The following is a 16,726-nucleotide window of genomic DNA, read 5'->3' as shown; positions in this document are numbered from 1 at the left end:
GGCCGAGCAGCCGCTGCCCGCCGGGCCGCTCGCCCAGCAGGACGCCGGCGAACAGCGCGGTGAAGACGGGCCCCGCACCCGGGGGCCCGCGGCCGGCCGTCTTCAGCGGTGCGCGTGACGAGTGGCGGGGCCGGACGGCAGGATGGGGCGCATGTGCGGTCGATTCGTCTCCACCACCACCCCGTCCGATCTCGCGGACCTGCTGCGCGCCTCGGTGTGGCCCGCGACGGAGACACTGGCGCCGTCCTGGAACGTGGCGCCGACCGACCAGGTGGCCAGTGTGCTGGAGCGGGTCGACCGGGAGACCGGGGAGATCACCCGGCAGGTGCGCCCGCTGCGCTGGGGGCTGGTGCCGTCCTGGTCCAAGGACCCTGGCTCCGGGGCCCGGATGATCAACGCCCGGGTGGAGACCGCGCACGAGAAGCCCGCCTTCCGCAAGGCGTTCAAGGACCGGCGGTGCGTGGTGCCCGCGGACGGCTACTTCGAGTGGCGGCCGGTCCCGGCGGCCGAGGGGCGCAAGGGCTACAAGCAGCCGTACTACCTGCACCGGCCCGACGGCGGCCTGCTGCTGATGGCCGGGCTGTACGAGTTCTGGCGCGACCGCGCGGTGGCGGAGGACGACGACCCGGCCGCGTGGCTGGTCACCTGCACCGTGCTGACCACCGAGGCGACGGACGCGGCCGGGCGGATCCACGACCGGATGCCGGTCACCCTCGCCGCCGACGCCCTGGACGACTGGCTGAACCCCGCCGTCACCGACCCCGGCGAGGTGCGCGACCTGCTGCACGCGCCGGCCGGGGAACTGCTGGTACGGCCGGTGGCCACGACGGTCAACAGCGTGCGCAACGACGGCCCGCAGCTGCTGGATCCCGTCGAGGACCCGCTGCCGGAGGTCACCGGGGGCCACTACGTCTGAGCCTCCCTTCTGAGCCGCCCCTTCTGAGCCGTCCCTTCTAAGGCGGATCCGCGTTGTTCTTAGACTGGCCGGATGGAGGACATCGACGCGATCGCGGCGCTGCAGGATCCGGTGCGCCGCCGGCTGTACGAGTACGTGGCGGCGCAGGGCCGCGAGGTCGGGCGCAACGAGGCCGCCGAGGCGACGGGGGTGGCACGCACGCTCGCCGCGCACCATCTGGACCGGCTGGCCGAGGCCGGGCTGCTGGAGACCGGCAGCCGCCGGCTGACCGGCCGTTCGGGCCCGGGGGCGGGGCGGCCCGCCAAGGTGTACGCCCGGGCGCGGACCGAGCGGTCGGTGTCGCTGCCCGCCCGCGACTACCGCACCGCCGCCGAACTGCTCGCCGAGGCCGCCGAGGAGGCCGGTCTCGACGCCGGGCTCGGCGCGGCCGCGCACCGCCGGGGCGAGGCGCTGCGCGCGGCGGCGGGCCCCTGCCGCGACCTCGCCGAGGCGCTGGAGGTGCTGGCCGCCCGCGGCTACGAGCCGTACCCGGAGCGGGCGCGGACCGCGGACCGGGAGGTCCTGCGGATGCGCAACTGCCCGTTCCACGCCGTCGCCGAGAACTTCCCGCCGCTGGTCTGCGGCATGAACCTGGCGCTGCTGGAGGGGCTGCTCGGCGCCGACGGTCCGCTGCGCGCGCGGATGGACGCCCGGCCCGGGGAGTGCTGCGTGGTGGTCGAGGATTCTAAAAACAATGTCGATTGACATAGAAAATCCGGCCGTGCTGGAATGCCGGACATGACCTCACCCGCGCCCGCCGCCCAGCTCGCCCAGCTCGCCCAGCTCAACGTCGCCACCCTCAGCCACCCGCTCGACGACCCGCGGATCGCCCCCTTCGTCGAGCTGCTCGACCCGGTGAACGCCGCCGCCGACGGCGCGCCCGGCTTCGTCTGGCGGCTGGTCGGGGACGGCGCCGCCGACGCCACCGGGCTGCGGCCGGCGGGCGAGGACGTCATCGTCAACATGTCGGTGTGGGAGAGCCCGGAAGCCCTCTGGGACTTCACCTACCGCAGCGGGCACCTGGACGTGGTGCGGCGGCGCCGCGAGTGGTTCGAGCGGCACGTCGAGGCGCACCTGGTGCTCTGGTGGGTGCCGGCCGGGCACCGGCCGAGCCTGGACGAGGCGCTGGAGCGGCTGGCGGACCTGCGGGCCAACGGGCCCTCCCCGCGCGCGTTCACCTTCGCCTCGGCGTACCCGGCGCCCGACGGGATTGTCGGTGCCGTGCGCTAGCGTCGGGCCATGTCGATCACCGCACACCTGCGCGCCTCGGTGAAGCTGCCGGGCGGCGCCGCACTGGTCAACGGCTTCGCCCTGGAGCGCCGGGGCGACGGGTCACGCCGGGTGCTGCTCCGGCACGGGAACGAACTGGAGGTCCACGACCTGGAGGAGCTGTTCGCCGGGGAGCGCGCGCCGGCCGCGGTCTTCCCGGTGCCCCGGTCCGGCTGGGAGCACGGCGGCCAGTCGGTGAGCCCCGACGGCTCGTTCGCGGTCTTCGCCGAGCAGCGCGCCGTGCGGGCCGTCGCGTCGGACGGGTCGACGCTGTGGGAGTACCCGCACGCCTGCTGGGGGTACGGGAGCGACCACCCGCACACCGACGACGGACCGGCCGTCTGCCCCGGCCCCGAGCACGGCTCCTGCCTGGTCTCCGACGACGGCCGGCTCGTCTGGGCGCACGTCGCCTCGGTGTCCGCGGCGCAGAACTCCCGCGAGCACTGGGTCCTCCTGGACGCCGGCGACGGCGGGGAGCTGGCCCGTCGTCCGCTGCGGGACAGCATGTCCTTCGGCTCGCGCCACCTCGCCCACCCGGACGGCGCCCATGTCGGCCTCACCATCGGCATGGGCCAGGACGGCGTCCTGCTCCACTGGGCCCGCTGGAACGGCGTGGAGCTGGAGGGCCGGATCGTCAGCCGCGACCTGGACCGCATCCTCGCCGACGTCCACCCCGGCCACCCGGGGTTCCTGACCGTCGGGCACGACGGCTGCGACCTGCGGCTGCACGGGCCGGACGGCACCGTGCTCGTCCACCGGGAGCCCGAGCAGGGCGAGGACGAGGACCCGCCCTGCTGGGACCACGACTGCGGCTTCGTCGACGCCGACACCGTCATCGCCTCCACCCTCGACTCCGCCGACGATCCGGAGCACGCCCGGCACTGGCTGCTGGACGCCCGCACCCTGGAGATACGCGGGGCGGTCGGCTACCCCGCAGGCCCCGTCGACAGCTATGCGCGCCCGCTCGGGGACGGCACCTGGCTGACCTACGACGGGGCGGAGGGGACGCTCAACCGCTGGAGCACGGCCTAGGGTCCCAGCGGGAGGGACATCTCCCGTTCGCGGGCGGCCGGGTCGAGCGGGTACGGCTTGGTGGCACCGGTGAAGGCGAAGCCCCGGCGCTGGTAGAAGGCCGCGGCCCGGGCGTTGTCCTCGTGCACGGAGAGCAGCAGGCGCCGTGCCCCGGCCTCGTCGCGCGCCCAGGCGACGACGGCGTCCAGCATCGCGTCCGTCACGCCGCGCTCGCGGCCGCTGTGCTCCGGGGCGACCCAGACGCCGACCAGCAGCGCCGTGTCGGACCCGGGCGTGAAGCCGATCATCGTGCCGACCCACTCCCCCGACGCCCCGTCGACGGCGACCAGGCCGACGGCGCCGGGCTCGTTCACCTTGCGGGCCCGGGCGCGCCACTCCTCCTCGCCGTGGGCGAGCGCCGTCCCATGGGTCTCCAGGAAGGCCATGGGCGTGTCGAGCAGCTGCGCGAGCCGCACCTCCCGCAGCCGCTCCCAGTCCTCCAGGCCGATCCGTTCGATCCGGTAGCCCATGGCCGCGCCTCCCCGTGGTGATCATCGTTCCCGCAGCTCAGCAGCATAGGGTGCGGGAGGGCGCGGACACCGTCCCGCCCCCCGCAGCCGTTTCGAAGGAGCCCGCCATGCCGACCGCCCCCGCCGCCGACGCCGCCGAACCGTCGATCGCGCGGTTCGGGCTGGGCACCGCAGCCGTCGGCCGGCCCGGGTACATCACGCTCGGCCGCGACCTCGACCTGCCCGCCGAGCGCACCGTCGAGGCCCTGCGCGAGCGCACCCACGAGCTGCTCGACGCCGCCTACGCGGCCGGCGTGCGCTACTTCGACACCGCCCGCTCGTACGGGCGCGCGGAGGAGTTCCTCGGCGCCTGGCTGGCCTCCCGGCCGCAGGCGGCCGAGGAGGTCACGGTCGGCAGCAAGTGGGGCTACACCTACACCGCCGGCTGGCGGGCGTCGGGGGTTCCGGTGCACGAGGTCAAGGAGCACTCGACGGCGGTGTTCGACCGTCAGGTGGCGGAGACCCGGGCGCTGCTGGGCGGGCTGCCGGACCTCTACCTGGTGCACTCGGTCACGCCGGACAGCCCCGCGCTCACCGACCCCGCGCTGCACGCGCGGCTCGCCGCGCTGGCCGCCGAGGGCGTGCGGGTGGGCCTGTCCACCAGCGGCCCCGGGCAGGCCGCGGCGGTGCGGGCGGCGCTGGAGGTGACCGTCGACGGGCGGCCGCTGTTCGCCGCCGTGCAGGCCACCTGGAACGTGCTGGAGCCCTCCGCCGGCCCGGCGCTGGCCGAGGCCTTCGAGGCCGGGTGGCTGGTGGTGGTCAAGGAGGGCATGGCCAACGGCCGGCTCGCCGACCGCAACGCCACCGGGCCGGACACCGCCGCGCTGCGCGCGCTCGCGGACCGCACCGGCGCGTCCTGCGACGCCCTCGCGCTGGCCGCCGTCGCCGCCCAGCCCTGGGCGGACCTGGTGCTCTCCGGCGCGGCCACCACCGGTCAGCTGACCTCCAACCTGGAGGCCGTCGGACTCGCCCTGGGCGCCGACGACCTGGACGGCCTCGCGGCGCTGGCCGAGCCGGCCGAGGCGTACTGGCGCACCCGCTCGGCGCTGCCCTGGGCCTGACGGGCCGGCGCGGGAACGTCGCCCGCCCCGTCAGCGCGGGGAGCGGCGGACCGTCAGCATGTCCTGGGTGTGGCCGATGGCGTAGCCGCCGTCCGGGCGGGCGAAGTGGCGCTCGACGTAGGCGGCCAGCTCGGCACGCTCGGGCAGCGGGTCCATGGTGGCCAGGTCGGCCACATTGATCATGAACTCGGCGACGTCCACCGCCTCGTCCAGCCGGTCGGTCCGGTAGTGCAGGTCGAGGGCTTCGAGCGCGTAGGTGCACCCCGGGGCCACCCGGTCCGGGTCCGGGGCGGCCAGTCGCTCGGCCAGCGGCCGCAGGTCGTAGCGCACGCCCGTGAAGTGCGCGGCCATCCGCATGCAGGGGCTCTCCGGGTTCTGCAGCACCACCAGCAGCGTCCCGCCGGGTGCCACCCAGTCCAGCACCCGGCGCACGGTGGGCAGCCAGTCCGCCGGCCGCACGTAGTACAGCACGTGCGAGAGGTGGACCAGGTCCGCCGGCCCGGGCGGCTCCGCCCGGTCCACCGGGTCGGCCAGCACGAGCGCGCCGGGGCAGGCCAGCCGCAGCTTCTCGCGCATCGCCGCGCTGGGCTCGACGGCCACCGTGCGCTCGAAGTACTGCGCCAGGTAGGCGGTGGTCCGCCCCTCGCCCGCGCCCACGTCCAGCAGCAGCCGGCGGTGGTCCAGGCCGGCGACGACCTCGCCCAGCCGGGCATGGGTGAGCGGCTTCTCGTCGGTGCCCGCGAGGAACAGTTCGAACGCCCGGCGGTAGTCCGCGCCGGAGACGTCCAGCACCCGGACCGGCCCGGCTCCCGCCGCCCTCGTTCCCGTCTCCGTCCCCATGGCGACGACCTCCTCCTCGACGTGTGACTGCCCGGGGCCAGTGCACCCCGGGACGGCACGGCGCCGACGCAGGCACGTTCCTGCCCGCGTGTCGCCACCCGTCGCCCACCCGTCGCCCACCGGTCGCCCACCGGTCGCCCACGTCCCGACGGGTGCCGCCGACCCTCGCTGGACCACCGGCGTCCGACGGCCGTGCACATCGCGGCCACGTCCACGATCGCCGGGCCCGGCACGCTCTGGGCAGCCGGCGCCACCGCGCCCCGCTCCGCCCCTCCGCAGCACCCCGCCGGAAGGAAGACGACCACCCGTGTCCCGTACCGCCCGTCCCCGCCACTACCTGATGTGCCGTCCGACCCACTTCACGGTCGACTACTCGATCAACCCGTGGATGGAGCCGGCGAAGCCCACCGACGCCGCCCTCGCCGTCGTCCAGTGGGAGCGGCTGTACGCGCTCTTCCTGGAGCTCGGCCACACCGTCGAGCTGATCGAGCCGCTCCCCGGGCTGCCCGACATGGTGTTCGCCGCCAACGGCGCCACCGTCGTCGACGGCACCGCCCTGGTGGCCCGGTTCCGGCACCCCGAGCGCGCCGACGAGGCCCCCGCGTACCTGGAGTGGTTCCGCTCGCGCGGCTACCGGACGGTGACGCAGGCCGGGTTCAGCAACGAGGGCGAGGGCGACTACCTGCTCGTCGGCGAGCGGATCCTGGCCGGGACGGGCTTCCGCACCGACCGCCGGGCGCACGCCGAGGCGGAGCGCGTGCTGGGCCGACCGGTGGTGACCCTGGAGCTGGTCGACCCGCGCTACTACCACCTGGACACCGCGCTCGCGGTGCTCGGCGAGGACGAGATCATGTACTACCCGCCCGCGTTCTCGCCGCAGAGCCGGGCCACCCTCGCCGCGCTGTACCCGGACGCCGTGCTCGCCTCCGACGAGGACGCCGCCGTCTTCGGCCTCAACGCCGTCTCGGACGGCCGCCGGGTGGTCCTGCCGGAGGCGGCGGTCGGGCTGGCGGCGCGGCTGCGGGCGCGCGGCTTCGAGCCGATCGGGATCGATGTCACCGAGCTGCTCAAGGCCGGCGGCAGCGTGAAGTGCTGCACCCTGGAGCTGCGCGGGGCGCCCGCGTAGCCGGGAGAACCGGCTGTGCTCCCTCGGCCGCCCGGTGCCACGGTCGACGGGCCTGACCGAGCTCCGGCTCGCCCTCCGTCTGGAGGGCGCCGGCTTCGCCGACCTCCTGCGCCAGGACGTCCTCGACCACTACCGCCGCGCGGCGCGGGGCTGGCGCGGGTTCAGCGGGTGGTGGTGGGGCCGGTCCAGTCGGCGGGGACGTGGCCGAGGCGGACGCGCTGGGGGTGGTCGCCGACGTCGACGGTGGAGGTGCGCCGGCCGGTGGCGAAGTCGATGGCGGTGACCCGGTCAGCGCCGCTCTCGGAGACGACGCAGGAGCGGCCGTCGCCGCTGACCGTCGCCCAGTAGGGCTTGACGGCGGGGACCAACGGGCCCTCCTGGAGGGTGGCGCGGTCGACCACGGTGGCGTAGTCGTCCATGGTGCCCGCCACGCAGAGGCGGTCGCCGGCGGGGCTGACGGCCAGGCCGTGGTGGCGGGAGTCGTTGACCCAGGTGGTGCGGTCCTCGTTGGTCGCGGGGTTCGTCGGCAGGGTCCTGACCCGGGTGATCCGGTCGGCGGCGACGTCGTACTCCACGAGGCCGTTGAAGAAGGAGACCTGGAAGTACAGCGTGGAGCCGTCCGGGGTGAAGGCCGCCGGGCGGACGGCGTCGGAGAGGTCGGAGCGGCCGAAGGCGTCGAGGCGCTCGCGCATGTCGATGATCCGGACGGTCCGGAAGGTGTCGGCGTCGGCGACCGTGATCCGGCGGTCGCCCTTCGTCCAGTCCAGCCAGGGGGCGTCGAGGGCGGTGGTGACCTCGCCGATCGACATGTTCCAGATCAGCCGGCCGCCGTCGGTGAAGAGGTTCTCGTGGGGCTTGTCGCCGGTGGCGAAGGAGCCGAGCTCGCGGCCGGTGGCGATGTCCAGCACGTGCACCGTGTCGGCGGTGGAGGCGGAGACCGCGAGCCGGGTGCCGTCGGGCGAGACCGCCATGTGGTCGGAGCGGTAACCCGCCACCGGGAAGCGCCAGTTGATCCGGCCGGTGGCGAGGTCGAGGGAGACCACGTCGGCGAAGCTCGGGCGGGAGACGACGACGGCGGTGCCGTCCGGGGTGGTGTACATGTCGTCGACGAACTGGTCGTGGCCCTCGCCGGGGCCGAGGCGGACGCCGAGGAAGTAGGCGAGCTTGACGGGATTGAGGGCGATCTCGGTGAGGCGCTGGTCCTTGTCGGGGATGACGTTGATCCGGCCGATCCGGGCGAGGTCGCCGCGGGCGGTGATGACATCGGCGGTGCCGTCCCAGTTGTTGCCCACGAACATCACCTCCCGCAGGGCGGCGGGGCCGGATTCACCGGCGGGCGTGGCACCGGCGGCGGCCGGCAGGGCGAGGCCGAGCACGGCCGCGGCGGCGAGGAGGGCCCGGTGGCGGAGGGGGAACATCGCGGCTCCTTGGGACGACGGAGGGCCGGCATGGGCGCTACTCGACGGTAGGGAGCGCCCGGCATCCCTGGCAATACCTCGGACGATTGTTGCTGACGGATTGTCAACAACTGCCGCCGACCTCCTTGACGGTGCGCGGACACCGCTCTACAAACAAGTCAACTCCCGGGCTCCGGGCCCCACTTACCCGGAACTCCGGACCGTCCGCCCGCTCGCCCCCCCACCGAGAACGAGGCCCCCTCATGCGCCTGCACCCCTGCCTTGCCCTGGTCGCGGCCGCCGCGACCGTCGCCGTCGGCGCCCTCCCGGCGGCCGCCGCCCCCACGACCGCCCCCGCCGCCGGAACCGCCGCCGGACCCGTGCTGACCGCCGGCGGGACGGCCGTCGCCGTGGGCGACGTCCTGCAGGCCCCGCTCGCCGCGGGCACCCGCGCCACCTTCTCCTCGGACACCACCGGCTCGACCGGCGTCTTCTGCGGCGTCTCGCCGCTGACCGCCAAGGCCCTCGGCAACCCCGCCGCGCCGGGCACCGCCACCGCCTCCCTGACCGGCCTCACCTTCGGCTCCTGCACGGCCAACGTCACCGGCGTCACCTCGGTCAAGAGCCTCACGGTCGGCAACCTCGCCTACAACGTCACGGTCGCCGACTCCGCCGGACTGCCCGTCACCCTCAGCGCCGGGCCGGCCGGACCGATCCAGGCCTCGGCCGTGCTCAACAGCTGGTTCGGCACCCTCACCTGCACCTACCAGCTCTCCGGCGCCTTCACCGGGACCGCCGACAACACCGCGCACGCCCTGGTCTTCCGCAACGCGCACTTCGTCAAGAGCGCCGGCTCCGCGCTCTGCCCCGGCGAGGGCTACTTCTCCGCGACCTACGGCCCGATGACCGACTCCACCCTGCCCGGCGCCCCCGCGGTCTCCGTGAACTGACCGCCACGCCCCGGCCCGTGAGCGGTGCGCCCCCGCGCACCGCTCACGTCCGTCACGGCAAGGACGCCGACGAAAGGTGTGGCGCCGGAGGTCCCCGGGCGGCAACGCTCGCGCCCGATGATCGGGCCGGCCGGCGGGCGGGGGTGACCGGGCCCCGGGGTCAGGCGACCTTGGCGCAGAGGGGTTCGGCGGAGCCGTGCTTGAGGGTGAGGGTGCGGTAGCCGGTGGCGCTGATGTCGACGGTGTAGTCGCCGTCGACGGTGTAGAGGTCGCGGGGCAGGGTGCCCGCGCCGGCGCCGAAGCCGAGCAGGATCGGGCCGTGGGCGCGCCAGGTCTGGGAGCCGTCGGGGCGGTAGTCGACGTGGGAGCGGCCGCCGGCGTCGGCGTCGTAGTGGGCGCCGGTGAGGGTGTTGGTGAGCCGCATGACGAGGGCGCCCCGGTAGGCGACGCGGCGGACGGTGCCGTCGGGGTCGGCGGCCAGCACGTGCCGCTCGACGCGGTCGACGACGGGTTCGAGGTGCACCGGGAAGTCGCAGCGGGCGCCGGCCGGCAGGTCGAAGGACGGCGAGGGCCACGGCTCCCAGCCGCCCCGGTCGGCGGCGCCCGCCGCCGGGGCGGCGGCCAGGGTCGCGGCCAGGGCGGTGACGGCGGCGGCGGTCACGAGGCGGAGGGGGAAACGGCGCATGGCGGTTCTCCTGACGGTGCGTGGAACGGTTCGGCGGCCAGCCTGGCAGTGGCCGCTGACCGGATTCTCACCATCGCCCGGCCCCGGCGGGCCGTAGGGTGTCCCGCCATGGAGTTCCGACTGCTCGGCCCGTTCGAGGCCGACCACCGCGGCGAGCCCGTGCTGGCCGGCGCCCGCCGCCAGGAGCGGTGCCTGCTGGCCCTCCTGCTGCTGGAGGACGGCCGGGTGGTCGCCACCGAGCGGCTGATCGACCTGCTGTGGCACGGCAGCCCGCCCGCCTCGGCGCGCGGCACCGTGCACACGTACATCGGCCGGCTGCGCGCCCGGCTGCGCCCGCACGGCGTGGTGATCGACACCCGGCACGACGGGTACGCCCTCGCGCCGGGCCGGCACGGCCTGGACGTCCGGGAGTTCCTCGACCTCACGGCCCGCGCGGCGGCGACCGGCGACCCGGCCGAGCGGCTGCGCTGCCACGACCGGGCGCTCGCGCTCTGGCGCGGGCCGCTGCTCGCGGACGTCGCCGACGACGCGCTGCGCGGACGGCTCGGCGGGCGGCTGCTCCAGCTGCGGCTGTCCGCGCTGGAGCAGCGCGCGGAACTCCTGCTGGCGATGGGCCGGCACGACCGTCTGCTCGCCGATCTCCCGCTGCGCGAGGGCGAGTCGGACGGCCTGCCACCCCGGGAGCGGCTGGTGCGCGCCGCGATGACGGCCCTGTACCGGGCGGGCCGGCAGGGCGAGGCACTGGCCCTCTACCGGCACACCCGCCGCACGCTGGTGGAGACGCTGGGCGTGGAGCCGGGGACCGAACTGGCCGCGCTGCACGAGCGGATCCTGCGCGCCGACCCCCGGCTGGACCGGCCGCCGGCGCCGCTGTACGCGGTGCGGGTGGGCGAGGAGTGGCTGCCGTGGAGCGCGGGCGGGCACCCGGCGCTGGAGTTCTGCAACACCTTCGCCGGCTGGGGCGACCCGGCCCCGCCGCCCGGGTCGGACTGGCTGCGCCGCTACTCGACGCTGGCGGTCTGGGCCGGGCACCAGGACCTCGCGGCGCCGCCGCTGGTGGAGTCGCTGCTGCGGCAGGCCGCCCGGCGTCCGGAGGAGGCGGAGGCCGTCCTGGCCGAGGCCCGCGCGTTCCGCTCCGCGCTGTACGCGTGCCTCACCGATCCGCAGGACGGGGCGGCCTTCGGCGAGGTGGCCGCCGTGGTCCAGCACGCCACCCGGGCGGCGGTGTTCACCCGGGGCGAGGACGGGCTGGCGCAGTGGCGGCTGCCGCCGTCGGCCGGGCTGCGGCTGCCGCTGTACGCCGCCGCCCGGGCGGCCGCCGAACTCCTCGCCGAGCCGCGCCGGTTGACCATCCGGCGGTGCCCGAGCGCGGACTGCGGCTGGCTGTTCCTGGACGCGGCCGGGCGGCGGCGCTGGTGCAGTCTGGCGACCTGCGGGGCGGCGGCGCCCCGGGGCGTGCCGGCGCCCTGACCCGGCGCGCGGCCGGGCCCGTGCGGCCACCGCTTCGCCCAACTCCTTGACGTTTGCATGTCATTGACGGACCATCAAGCTCGCGGCGCCGCACCTCCTCCACCGTTCCGTCCCTACGGACCCCCCACAGGAGGACAGTCATGCGACTGCCCCGCCGAGGGAAGCCGGCCGCGGCCACCGCCGTCCTGCTGGCCCTCGCCCTCGCCGTCCCGCTCACCAGCCAGGCCACGGCGCAGCCCGCCCCCGCCTCCACCTCCGCCACCGATGCCGACAGCGCCCGGCAGTACCGCGTCGACGGCCCCCGGACCGTCGCCGAGCGCACGCAGATCGCCGCCACCGGCGCCTCCGTCGACGCCGTCCGGCCCGACTCCCTGACCGTCACCGCCACCCCCGCCGAGGCCGCCCGGCTGCGCGCGCTCGGCTGGTCGCCCGTCCTGCTGCCCGGCCCGCGCTACGGCGTCGAGCCCGGCCAGGCGAATGTCGGCGCGGCGCTGTACGACTTCCCGTCCGCCGACTCCGGCTACCACAACTACGCGGAGGCCGCGGCCGACATCGACGCCGTCGTCGCCGCGCACCCCGACATCATGAGCAAGCGGGTGATCGGCACCTCCTACGAGGGCCGGCCGATCGTCGCCGTCAAGATCAGCGACAACGTCGGCACCGACGAGAACGAGCCCGAGGTGCTGTTCACCGCGCACCAGCACGCCCGGGAGCACCTCACCGTCGAGATGTCGCTCTACCTGCTGCACGAGTTCGGCGACAAGTACGCCACCGACGGCCGGATCGCCAACGCGGTCAACAGCCGGGAGATCTGGGTGGTCCCGGACCTCAACCCGGACGGCGGGGAGTACGACATCGCCACCGGCCGCTACCGCAGCTGGCGCAAGGACCGCCAGCCGAACCCGGGCAGCAGCTACGTCGGCACCGACCTCAACCGCAACTGGGACTACAAGTTCGGCTGCTGCGGCGGCTCCTCCGGCTCCACGTCCAGCGAGACCTACCGGGGCAGCGCGCCGGAGTCCGCCAAGGAGACCAAGGTGGTCGCCGACTTCGTGCGCAGCCGGGTGGTCGGCGGCAAGCAGCAGATCACCGCGGCCATCGACTTCCACACCTACAGCGAGCTGGTGCTCTGGCCGTTCGGCTGGACCACCGCCAACACCACCACCGGCATGTCCGCCGACGAGTACAACACCTTCGCCACCCTCGGCCGCTCGATGGCCTCGACCAACAACTACACGCCGGAGCAGTCCAGCGACCTCTACATCACGGACGGCTCGATCGACGACTGGCTGTGGGGTGCGCAGCGGATCTTCGCCTACACCTTCGAGATGTACCCCGGGCCGAACGGCGCCAGCGGCTTCTACCCGCCCGACGAGGTGATCGGGCGCGAGACCAGCCGCAACCGGGAGGCCGTGCTGCGGCTGGTGGAGACCGCCGACTGCGTCTACCGCGCGATCGGCAAGCAGCAGCAGTACTGCGGCATCGCCAACTGACGCCCGTCCCCCACCGAACCGAGCGGCCCGCCCGGCGGGCCGCTCATCCCGTGTGGCGCAGGGCACATGACACACCGTTCAGGCCAACGGATGGCCACCCTCCGGTCATTCACCGCGAAGGCCGGGCCGCAACGCCCCTCCCGGTGCCACCATCCTCCTAGAACGATGTGACATGTCACAGCGCGCCCGGCATCTCGCCGTGCGCGCTGCCCAACAGGGAGGGAACCCGCCCATGCACCGTCGTCGCACCGCCGCCACCCTGGCCGGCGCCGCGGTCCTCGCCGCGCTGACCGCCACCGCCGCCCCGTCCGCCGTCGCCGCCACCACCGGCCCCGCCGGCCCGCCCGGACCGATCACCTCCTGCGGCACCCCGGGCGCGCCCGGCCTGCTGCAGACCCGCGCCTGTATCGAGGTCAACGGCACCCAGGTGCGCCTCTACGGGCACGCCTACCCGACCAACCCGGCCTGGGTCGCCCAGAACGTCGGTTTCAAGATCTCCGGCAGCACGCCCGCCCTGCCGCCGATTCCTCCGGTCTACACGACCGCCCTGGTGCCCTCCGGTGGCATCTACGTCGGCGGGATCACCATCACCGTGCCCTGCGGAACCTCGGTGACCTCCAACTTCAGCGTGGACAACGGCGGTTGGCCGCCCTCGCCGGCGACGCACACGATCACCGTCCCCTGCTGACACCGTCCGCGGCACCATCCGCGCGGCCCGGCCCCACCACCCGGGGCCGGCCGCGCCCTCTACGGTGTGCCGATGAACCAGCAGCGCCGGCCTGTTGCGCTCGGGCGGCCCCGCCCGAGCGCAACGGTGCGCGATGACCCGTCAGATCGACTCGATGCGTTCGACGATGAGTTCGCACAGTTCGTGGGTGCGCAGGGCGTCGTGGGCGTCGAGGGGGGTGGCGGTGCGGGCGGCGGTGAGGAAGCTGAGGACGATCTGCTCGATGCCGCGCTGGCGGGCGACGGGGACCCAGTCACCGCGGCGGCGGGTGGTGGGCTGGCCGCGGTGGTCGATGACCTCGGCGAGGTTGTGGACCTCGCGCTTGGAGTCGGCACCGGAGACCTCCAGGACCTCCTCCGTCGATCCGGAGCGGCGGTTCATGATGCCGAGGGCCGTGAAGGCGTCGCCGGCGAGGGTGAGGACGACGTGCTCGACCAGGCCGTCGCGGACCCGGGCGCGGACGTCGATGTGGTCGATCTCGCCGGGGGCCAGGAAGCGCAGGGTGTCGACGACGTGGATGAAGTCGTCGTAGACCAGGGTGCGCGCGGTCTCGGGCAGGCCCTCGCGGTTCTTCCGGAGGAGGATGAGGTCCCGGGGGCGTTCGAGGGCCTGGGCGTAGCCGGGGGCGTGGCGGCGGTTGAAGCCGACCGCCAGGGAGCGGCCGGTGCGGTCGGCGAGGTCGACCAGGTGGCGGGCGCCGTCGAGGGTGTAGTCGAGGGGCTTGTCCACGTAGACGTCGACGCCGGCCGTGAGCAGCTGCTCGACGATCGGCACGTGCTGGTCGGTCGCGGCGTGCACGAAGGCGGCCCGGATGCCGCTGTCGATCAGCCGGCCGAGGTCGGTGAAGCGGTCCTTCGGGGCGATCCGGTACGCCTCGCCGATCCGGTCCAGCTTGGCGCCGTCGCGGGTCATCAGCCGCAGGTCCAGGCCGGGCAGGCCGGCCAGGACCGGCAGGTAGGCCTTCTGGGCGATGTCACCGAGCCCGATCACCCCGACCGGGAGCGGGGCGTCGGGAACAGCGGTCGGGCTCATCGGGTCTCCACGGGTGCATAGGGTGAGGCGGTACCACCCCCCACCCTATGCACCCGGCCCACGGGGACGGTCAGGGGCAGAGCTGGTGGGTGGTGGGGGTGCACTCGGGGTCGGGGTCGATCGGGCCGGTGCCGCCGGGGTGGTAGTTGGACCACCACAGCGGGGTGCTGCCGTAGTAGACGACCAGGTTCCCGCCGTTCTGGATGGCGAGGTAGGCGCCGGGGTGGCGGCCGGTGCGGCTCTCCCAGAGGGGGCGCCAGGCGGCGTCGTAGGCGGTGAGGTTGCCGTCGTCCTGGACGTAGAAGTAGGTGCCGACCCCGTAGGTGCCGACGGCGGTCCAGATCGCGACGTTGTTCTTGTAGAGGACGACGTGCCCGTCGTACTGCTGGTACAGGACGGTGCTGCCGTCGGGCGAGGACCAGCTCTGGCCGCGGCTCAGGCCGGCGGTGGCCTGGATGACGGTCTGGTTGGCGTCGGACACGGCGGCCGCGGCAGTCACGGCGGCGGGGGCAGCGGCGGGGGCGCCGTCGGCGGCCTGGGCGGGACCGCCCAGCAGCCCGGTCGCCATCAGTACGGCACCCAGCGCGACGCCGGCGCGCGGGACGAGGGAACGCGCGATCCTCATGACGGACACTCTCCTCAAGTCGTTTCTCCGGATGGCCTGTTGCCTCGGAAAGTCTCGCCGCGCCCGGCGCGCCCCGACAAAGCCCTTCGACCCACCCCGAAAACGGGCACGCCGTCAGCCGGCCGCACTCGGCGCCCGGCGCAGCAGGTAGAGACCGGAGGCGGCGGCGAGCACGGCCATGCAGGCGGCGAAGACCAGACCCGCCTCCGACAGCCCGAGCGGCTGGGCGAGCAGGCCGATGCCGATGACCGGGATCGAGATGCCGAAGTAGGCCACGACGAAGAGCGCGGAGAGCGCGCCGCCGCGGTGTTCGGAGGGGGCGACGGCGGCGATCTCGCCGACCGCGCCGCGCAGTCCCATGCCCTGGCCGGCCCCGCCCACCAGGGCGGCCAGGACCAGTGGCGCGAGGACGGTCCAGGCGAGCGAGGAGGCCAGCAGGGCGAGACCGGCGATGAGCACCAGACAGCCCAGCGGGATGGCCCGGGCGGTGCCCAGCCGGGGCACCAGGAGCTGGCCGAGGGTGGAGCCGAAGAAGGCCAGGAAGACGATCAGCCCGATGACCGCGCGGTTGTGCACGCCCAGGTCCTCCGTCAGGAAGGCGGGACTGACCGAGGTGAAGACGCCCAGCAGCGAGAAGCCGGCGAAGGCGGCGAGGCCCGCCGGCACGAAGACGCCGCGCACCTGCGGCGGCAGGGTCGGCCGCCGGGGCCGGGCGGTGCGCAGCGGAAGCGCGCCCTCGACGGTCTCCGGCAGCAGCCACAGGACGGCGAACGAGCCGGCGAGCAGCACCAGGTGCACGACGAACGGCAGGACGAGCGGGTGCGGCGCGTACTCGGCGAGCACTCCCGACAGCAGCGGACCGCAGCCCAGGCCGCCCATGTTGGCGGCGGTCGCGGCGAACGCGGCCCGGGCCCGGCCGCCGGGCGGGGCGAGTTCCAGCACATAGGCGGTGGCGGTGCCGGTGAACAGGCCGGCCGAGAAGCCGGAGAGCAGCCGGCCCAGGGAGAGCAGCGGCAGACCGCCCTCGGCGAGGAAGGCGACGGCGCTGCCGGCCGCGCAGGCCAGGCCGCAGAGCAGCACGGGGCGGCGGCCGACGGTGTCGGAGACGTTGCCGACGAGCAGCAGGACGGCGATGACACCGAAGGCGTAGATGGCGAAGACGACGGTGACCATCAGTTCGGAGAAGCCGATCTCCTCCTGGTAGAGGCCGTACAGCGGGGTGGGCAGGGTGGTGCCCGCCATGCAGACGGCGAAGGCGGCGGCCGCCCCGAGGTAGGCCGGGCGGGGCACGGTGGGCGGCCGCCCGGTCGGACGATCGGTCATCAGCCCACGGTAGGCGCGCGGCCGGGCCGGGGGCGGGTCGTCGGCGGCGGGCTGCGCCGAATGGCCGTGGCCGCCCGCCGGGATGCGGCACGGCCGGGCACGGGCACGCGGTCGGTACGCCCGGATTCCCGAGCGGCCGGTGGCGGCGGTGGCACGTACAGTGGGGTTCCACGACGCGCTCGTCCCTCCGCAC

17 protein-coding genes are annotated in these 16,726 nt (G+C 74.9%); 10 read left to right on the top strand and 7 right to left on the bottom strand.

Translation table 11 applies throughout. The features are described 5' to 3' along the window. Positions 1-151: 151 nt before the first annotated feature. From ABTX81_RS29445 to ABTX81_RS29430, 4 genes are all read left to right on the top strand, one after another. Entirely contained in the window at positions 152-916 is a 765-nt protein-coding gene (locus tag ABTX81_RS29445) for an SOS response-associated peptidase (RefSeq protein WP_350551708.1), read from the top strand. A gap of 72 nt (positions 917-988) precedes the next feature. After that, the gene (locus tag ABTX81_RS29440) at positions 989-1,660 is read left to right on the top strand and encodes a helix-turn-helix transcriptional regulator (RefSeq protein WP_350551706.1); all 672 of its coding nucleotides are present in this window, start codon (positions 989-991) and stop codon (positions 1,658-1,660) included. A 33-nt stretch (positions 1,661-1,693) separates the two neighbouring features. Beyond that, positions 1,694-2,185, top strand: a complete 492-nt coding sequence (locus ABTX81_RS29435) for a DUF3291 domain-containing protein (protein WP_350551703.1) — start codon at positions 1,694-1,696, stop codon at positions 2,183-2,185. A 9-nt stretch (positions 2,186-2,194) separates the two neighbouring features. After that, positions 2,195-3,256: a hypothetical protein gene (locus ABTX81_RS29430; protein WP_350551701.1), complete on the top strand. Its 1,062-nt coding sequence runs from the start codon at positions 2,195-2,197 to the stop codon at positions 3,254-3,256. On the opposite strand, the gene ABTX81_RS29425 is transcribed toward ABTX81_RS29430, so the two are convergent. Next, positions 3,253-3,765: a GNAT family N-acetyltransferase gene (locus ABTX81_RS29425; RefSeq protein WP_350551698.1), complete on the bottom strand. Its 513-nt coding sequence runs from the start codon at positions 3,763-3,765 to the stop codon at positions 3,253-3,255. The genes ABTX81_RS29430 and ABTX81_RS29425 overlap by 4 nt on opposite strands. 107 nt (positions 3,766-3,872) lie before the next feature. Between ABTX81_RS29425 and ABTX81_RS29420 the strand changes: the two genes are divergently transcribed. Next, on the top strand, positions 3,873-4,865 hold the full coding sequence (locus ABTX81_RS29420; RefSeq protein WP_350551696.1) for an aldo/keto reductase: 993 nt from the start codon (positions 3,873-3,875) through the stop codon (positions 4,863-4,865). Positions 4,866-4,895: 30 nt separating this feature from the next. On the opposite strand, the gene ABTX81_RS29415 is transcribed toward ABTX81_RS29420, so the two are convergent. Continuing rightward, positions 4,896-5,705, bottom strand: coding sequence for a class I SAM-dependent methyltransferase (locus ABTX81_RS29415; protein WP_350551694.1), 810 nt, complete (start codon positions 5,703-5,705; stop codon positions 4,896-4,898). Between the two features lie 307 nt (positions 5,706-6,012). Here ABTX81_RS29415 and ddaH point away from each other — a divergent pair, with 307 nt between their 5' ends. Then, entirely contained in the window at positions 6,013-6,831 is an 819-nt protein-coding gene (ddaH, locus tag ABTX81_RS29410; RefSeq protein WP_350551692.1) for a dimethylargininase, read from the top strand. A gap of 161 nt (positions 6,832-6,992) precedes the next feature. Here ddaH and ABTX81_RS29405 read toward each other — a convergent pair whose 3' ends face one another. Further along, a complete protein-coding gene (locus ABTX81_RS29405) occupies positions 6,993-8,249 on the bottom strand; it encodes a YncE family protein (protein WP_350551689.1) in 1,257 nt (418 codons plus the stop codon). Positions 8,250-8,491: 242 nt separating this feature from the next. On the opposite strand from ABTX81_RS29405, the gene ABTX81_RS29400 reads away from it, so the two are divergent. Continuing rightward, the gene (locus ABTX81_RS29400; RefSeq protein WP_350551687.1) at positions 8,492-9,178 is read left to right on the top strand and encodes a Tat pathway signal sequence domain protein; all 687 of its coding nucleotides are present in this window, start codon (positions 8,492-8,494) and stop codon (positions 9,176-9,178) included. A gap of 160 nt (positions 9,179-9,338) precedes the next feature. On the opposite strand, the gene ABTX81_RS29395 is transcribed toward ABTX81_RS29400, so the two are convergent. Beyond that, positions 9,339-9,863 (bottom strand): hypothetical protein, encoded by a 525-nt coding sequence (locus tag ABTX81_RS29395; protein ID WP_350551684.1) that lies wholly within the window; start codon positions 9,861-9,863, stop codon positions 9,339-9,341. Between the two features lie 108 nt (positions 9,864-9,971). On the opposite strand from ABTX81_RS29395, the gene ABTX81_RS29390 reads away from it, so the two are divergent. The 3 genes from ABTX81_RS29390 (at position 9,972) to ABTX81_RS29380 (ending at position 13,514) form a co-directional block, all read left to right on the top strand. Then, positions 9,972-11,333, top strand: coding sequence for a BTAD domain-containing putative transcriptional regulator (locus ABTX81_RS29390; RefSeq protein WP_350551681.1), 1,362 nt, complete (start codon positions 9,972-9,974; stop codon positions 11,331-11,333). A 140-nt stretch (positions 11,334-11,473) separates the two neighbouring features. After that, entirely contained in the window at positions 11,474-12,826 is a 1,353-nt protein-coding gene (locus tag ABTX81_RS29385; protein WP_350551678.1) for a M14 family metallopeptidase, read from the top strand. Between the two features lie 232 nt (positions 12,827-13,058). Continuing rightward, entirely contained in the window at positions 13,059-13,514 is a 456-nt protein-coding gene (locus ABTX81_RS29380; RefSeq protein WP_350551675.1) for a hypothetical protein, read from the top strand. Positions 13,515-13,655: 141 nt separating this feature from the next. On the opposite strand, the gene ABTX81_RS29375 is transcribed toward ABTX81_RS29380, so the two are convergent. The 3 genes from ABTX81_RS29375 to ABTX81_RS29365 form a co-directional block, all read right to left on the bottom strand. Continuing rightward, complete coding sequence (locus tag ABTX81_RS29375; protein WP_350551673.1) at positions 13,656-14,585, bottom strand: Gfo/Idh/MocA family protein; 930 nt, start codon at positions 14,583-14,585, stop codon at positions 13,656-13,658. Positions 14,586-14,655: 70 nt separating this feature from the next. Further along, the gene (locus tag ABTX81_RS29370; protein WP_350551671.1) at positions 14,656-15,210 is read right to left on the bottom strand and encodes a hypothetical protein; all 555 of its coding nucleotides are present in this window, start codon (positions 15,208-15,210) and stop codon (positions 14,656-14,658) included. Between the two features lie 114 nt (positions 15,211-15,324). Continuing rightward, a complete protein-coding gene (locus ABTX81_RS29365) occupies positions 15,325-16,533 on the bottom strand; it encodes an MFS transporter (protein ID WP_350551668.1) in 1,209 nt (402 codons plus the stop codon). Between the last annotated feature and the right edge of the window lie 193 nt (positions 16,534-16,726).

Source organism: Kitasatospora sp. NPDC097605, assembly GCF_040302725.1.
In the GTDB taxonomy this organism is placed as follows: Bacteria; Actinomycetota; Actinomycetes; order Streptomycetales; family Streptomycetaceae; genus Kitasatospora.
This window is presented reverse-complemented; position numbering and strand designations above follow the sequence as displayed.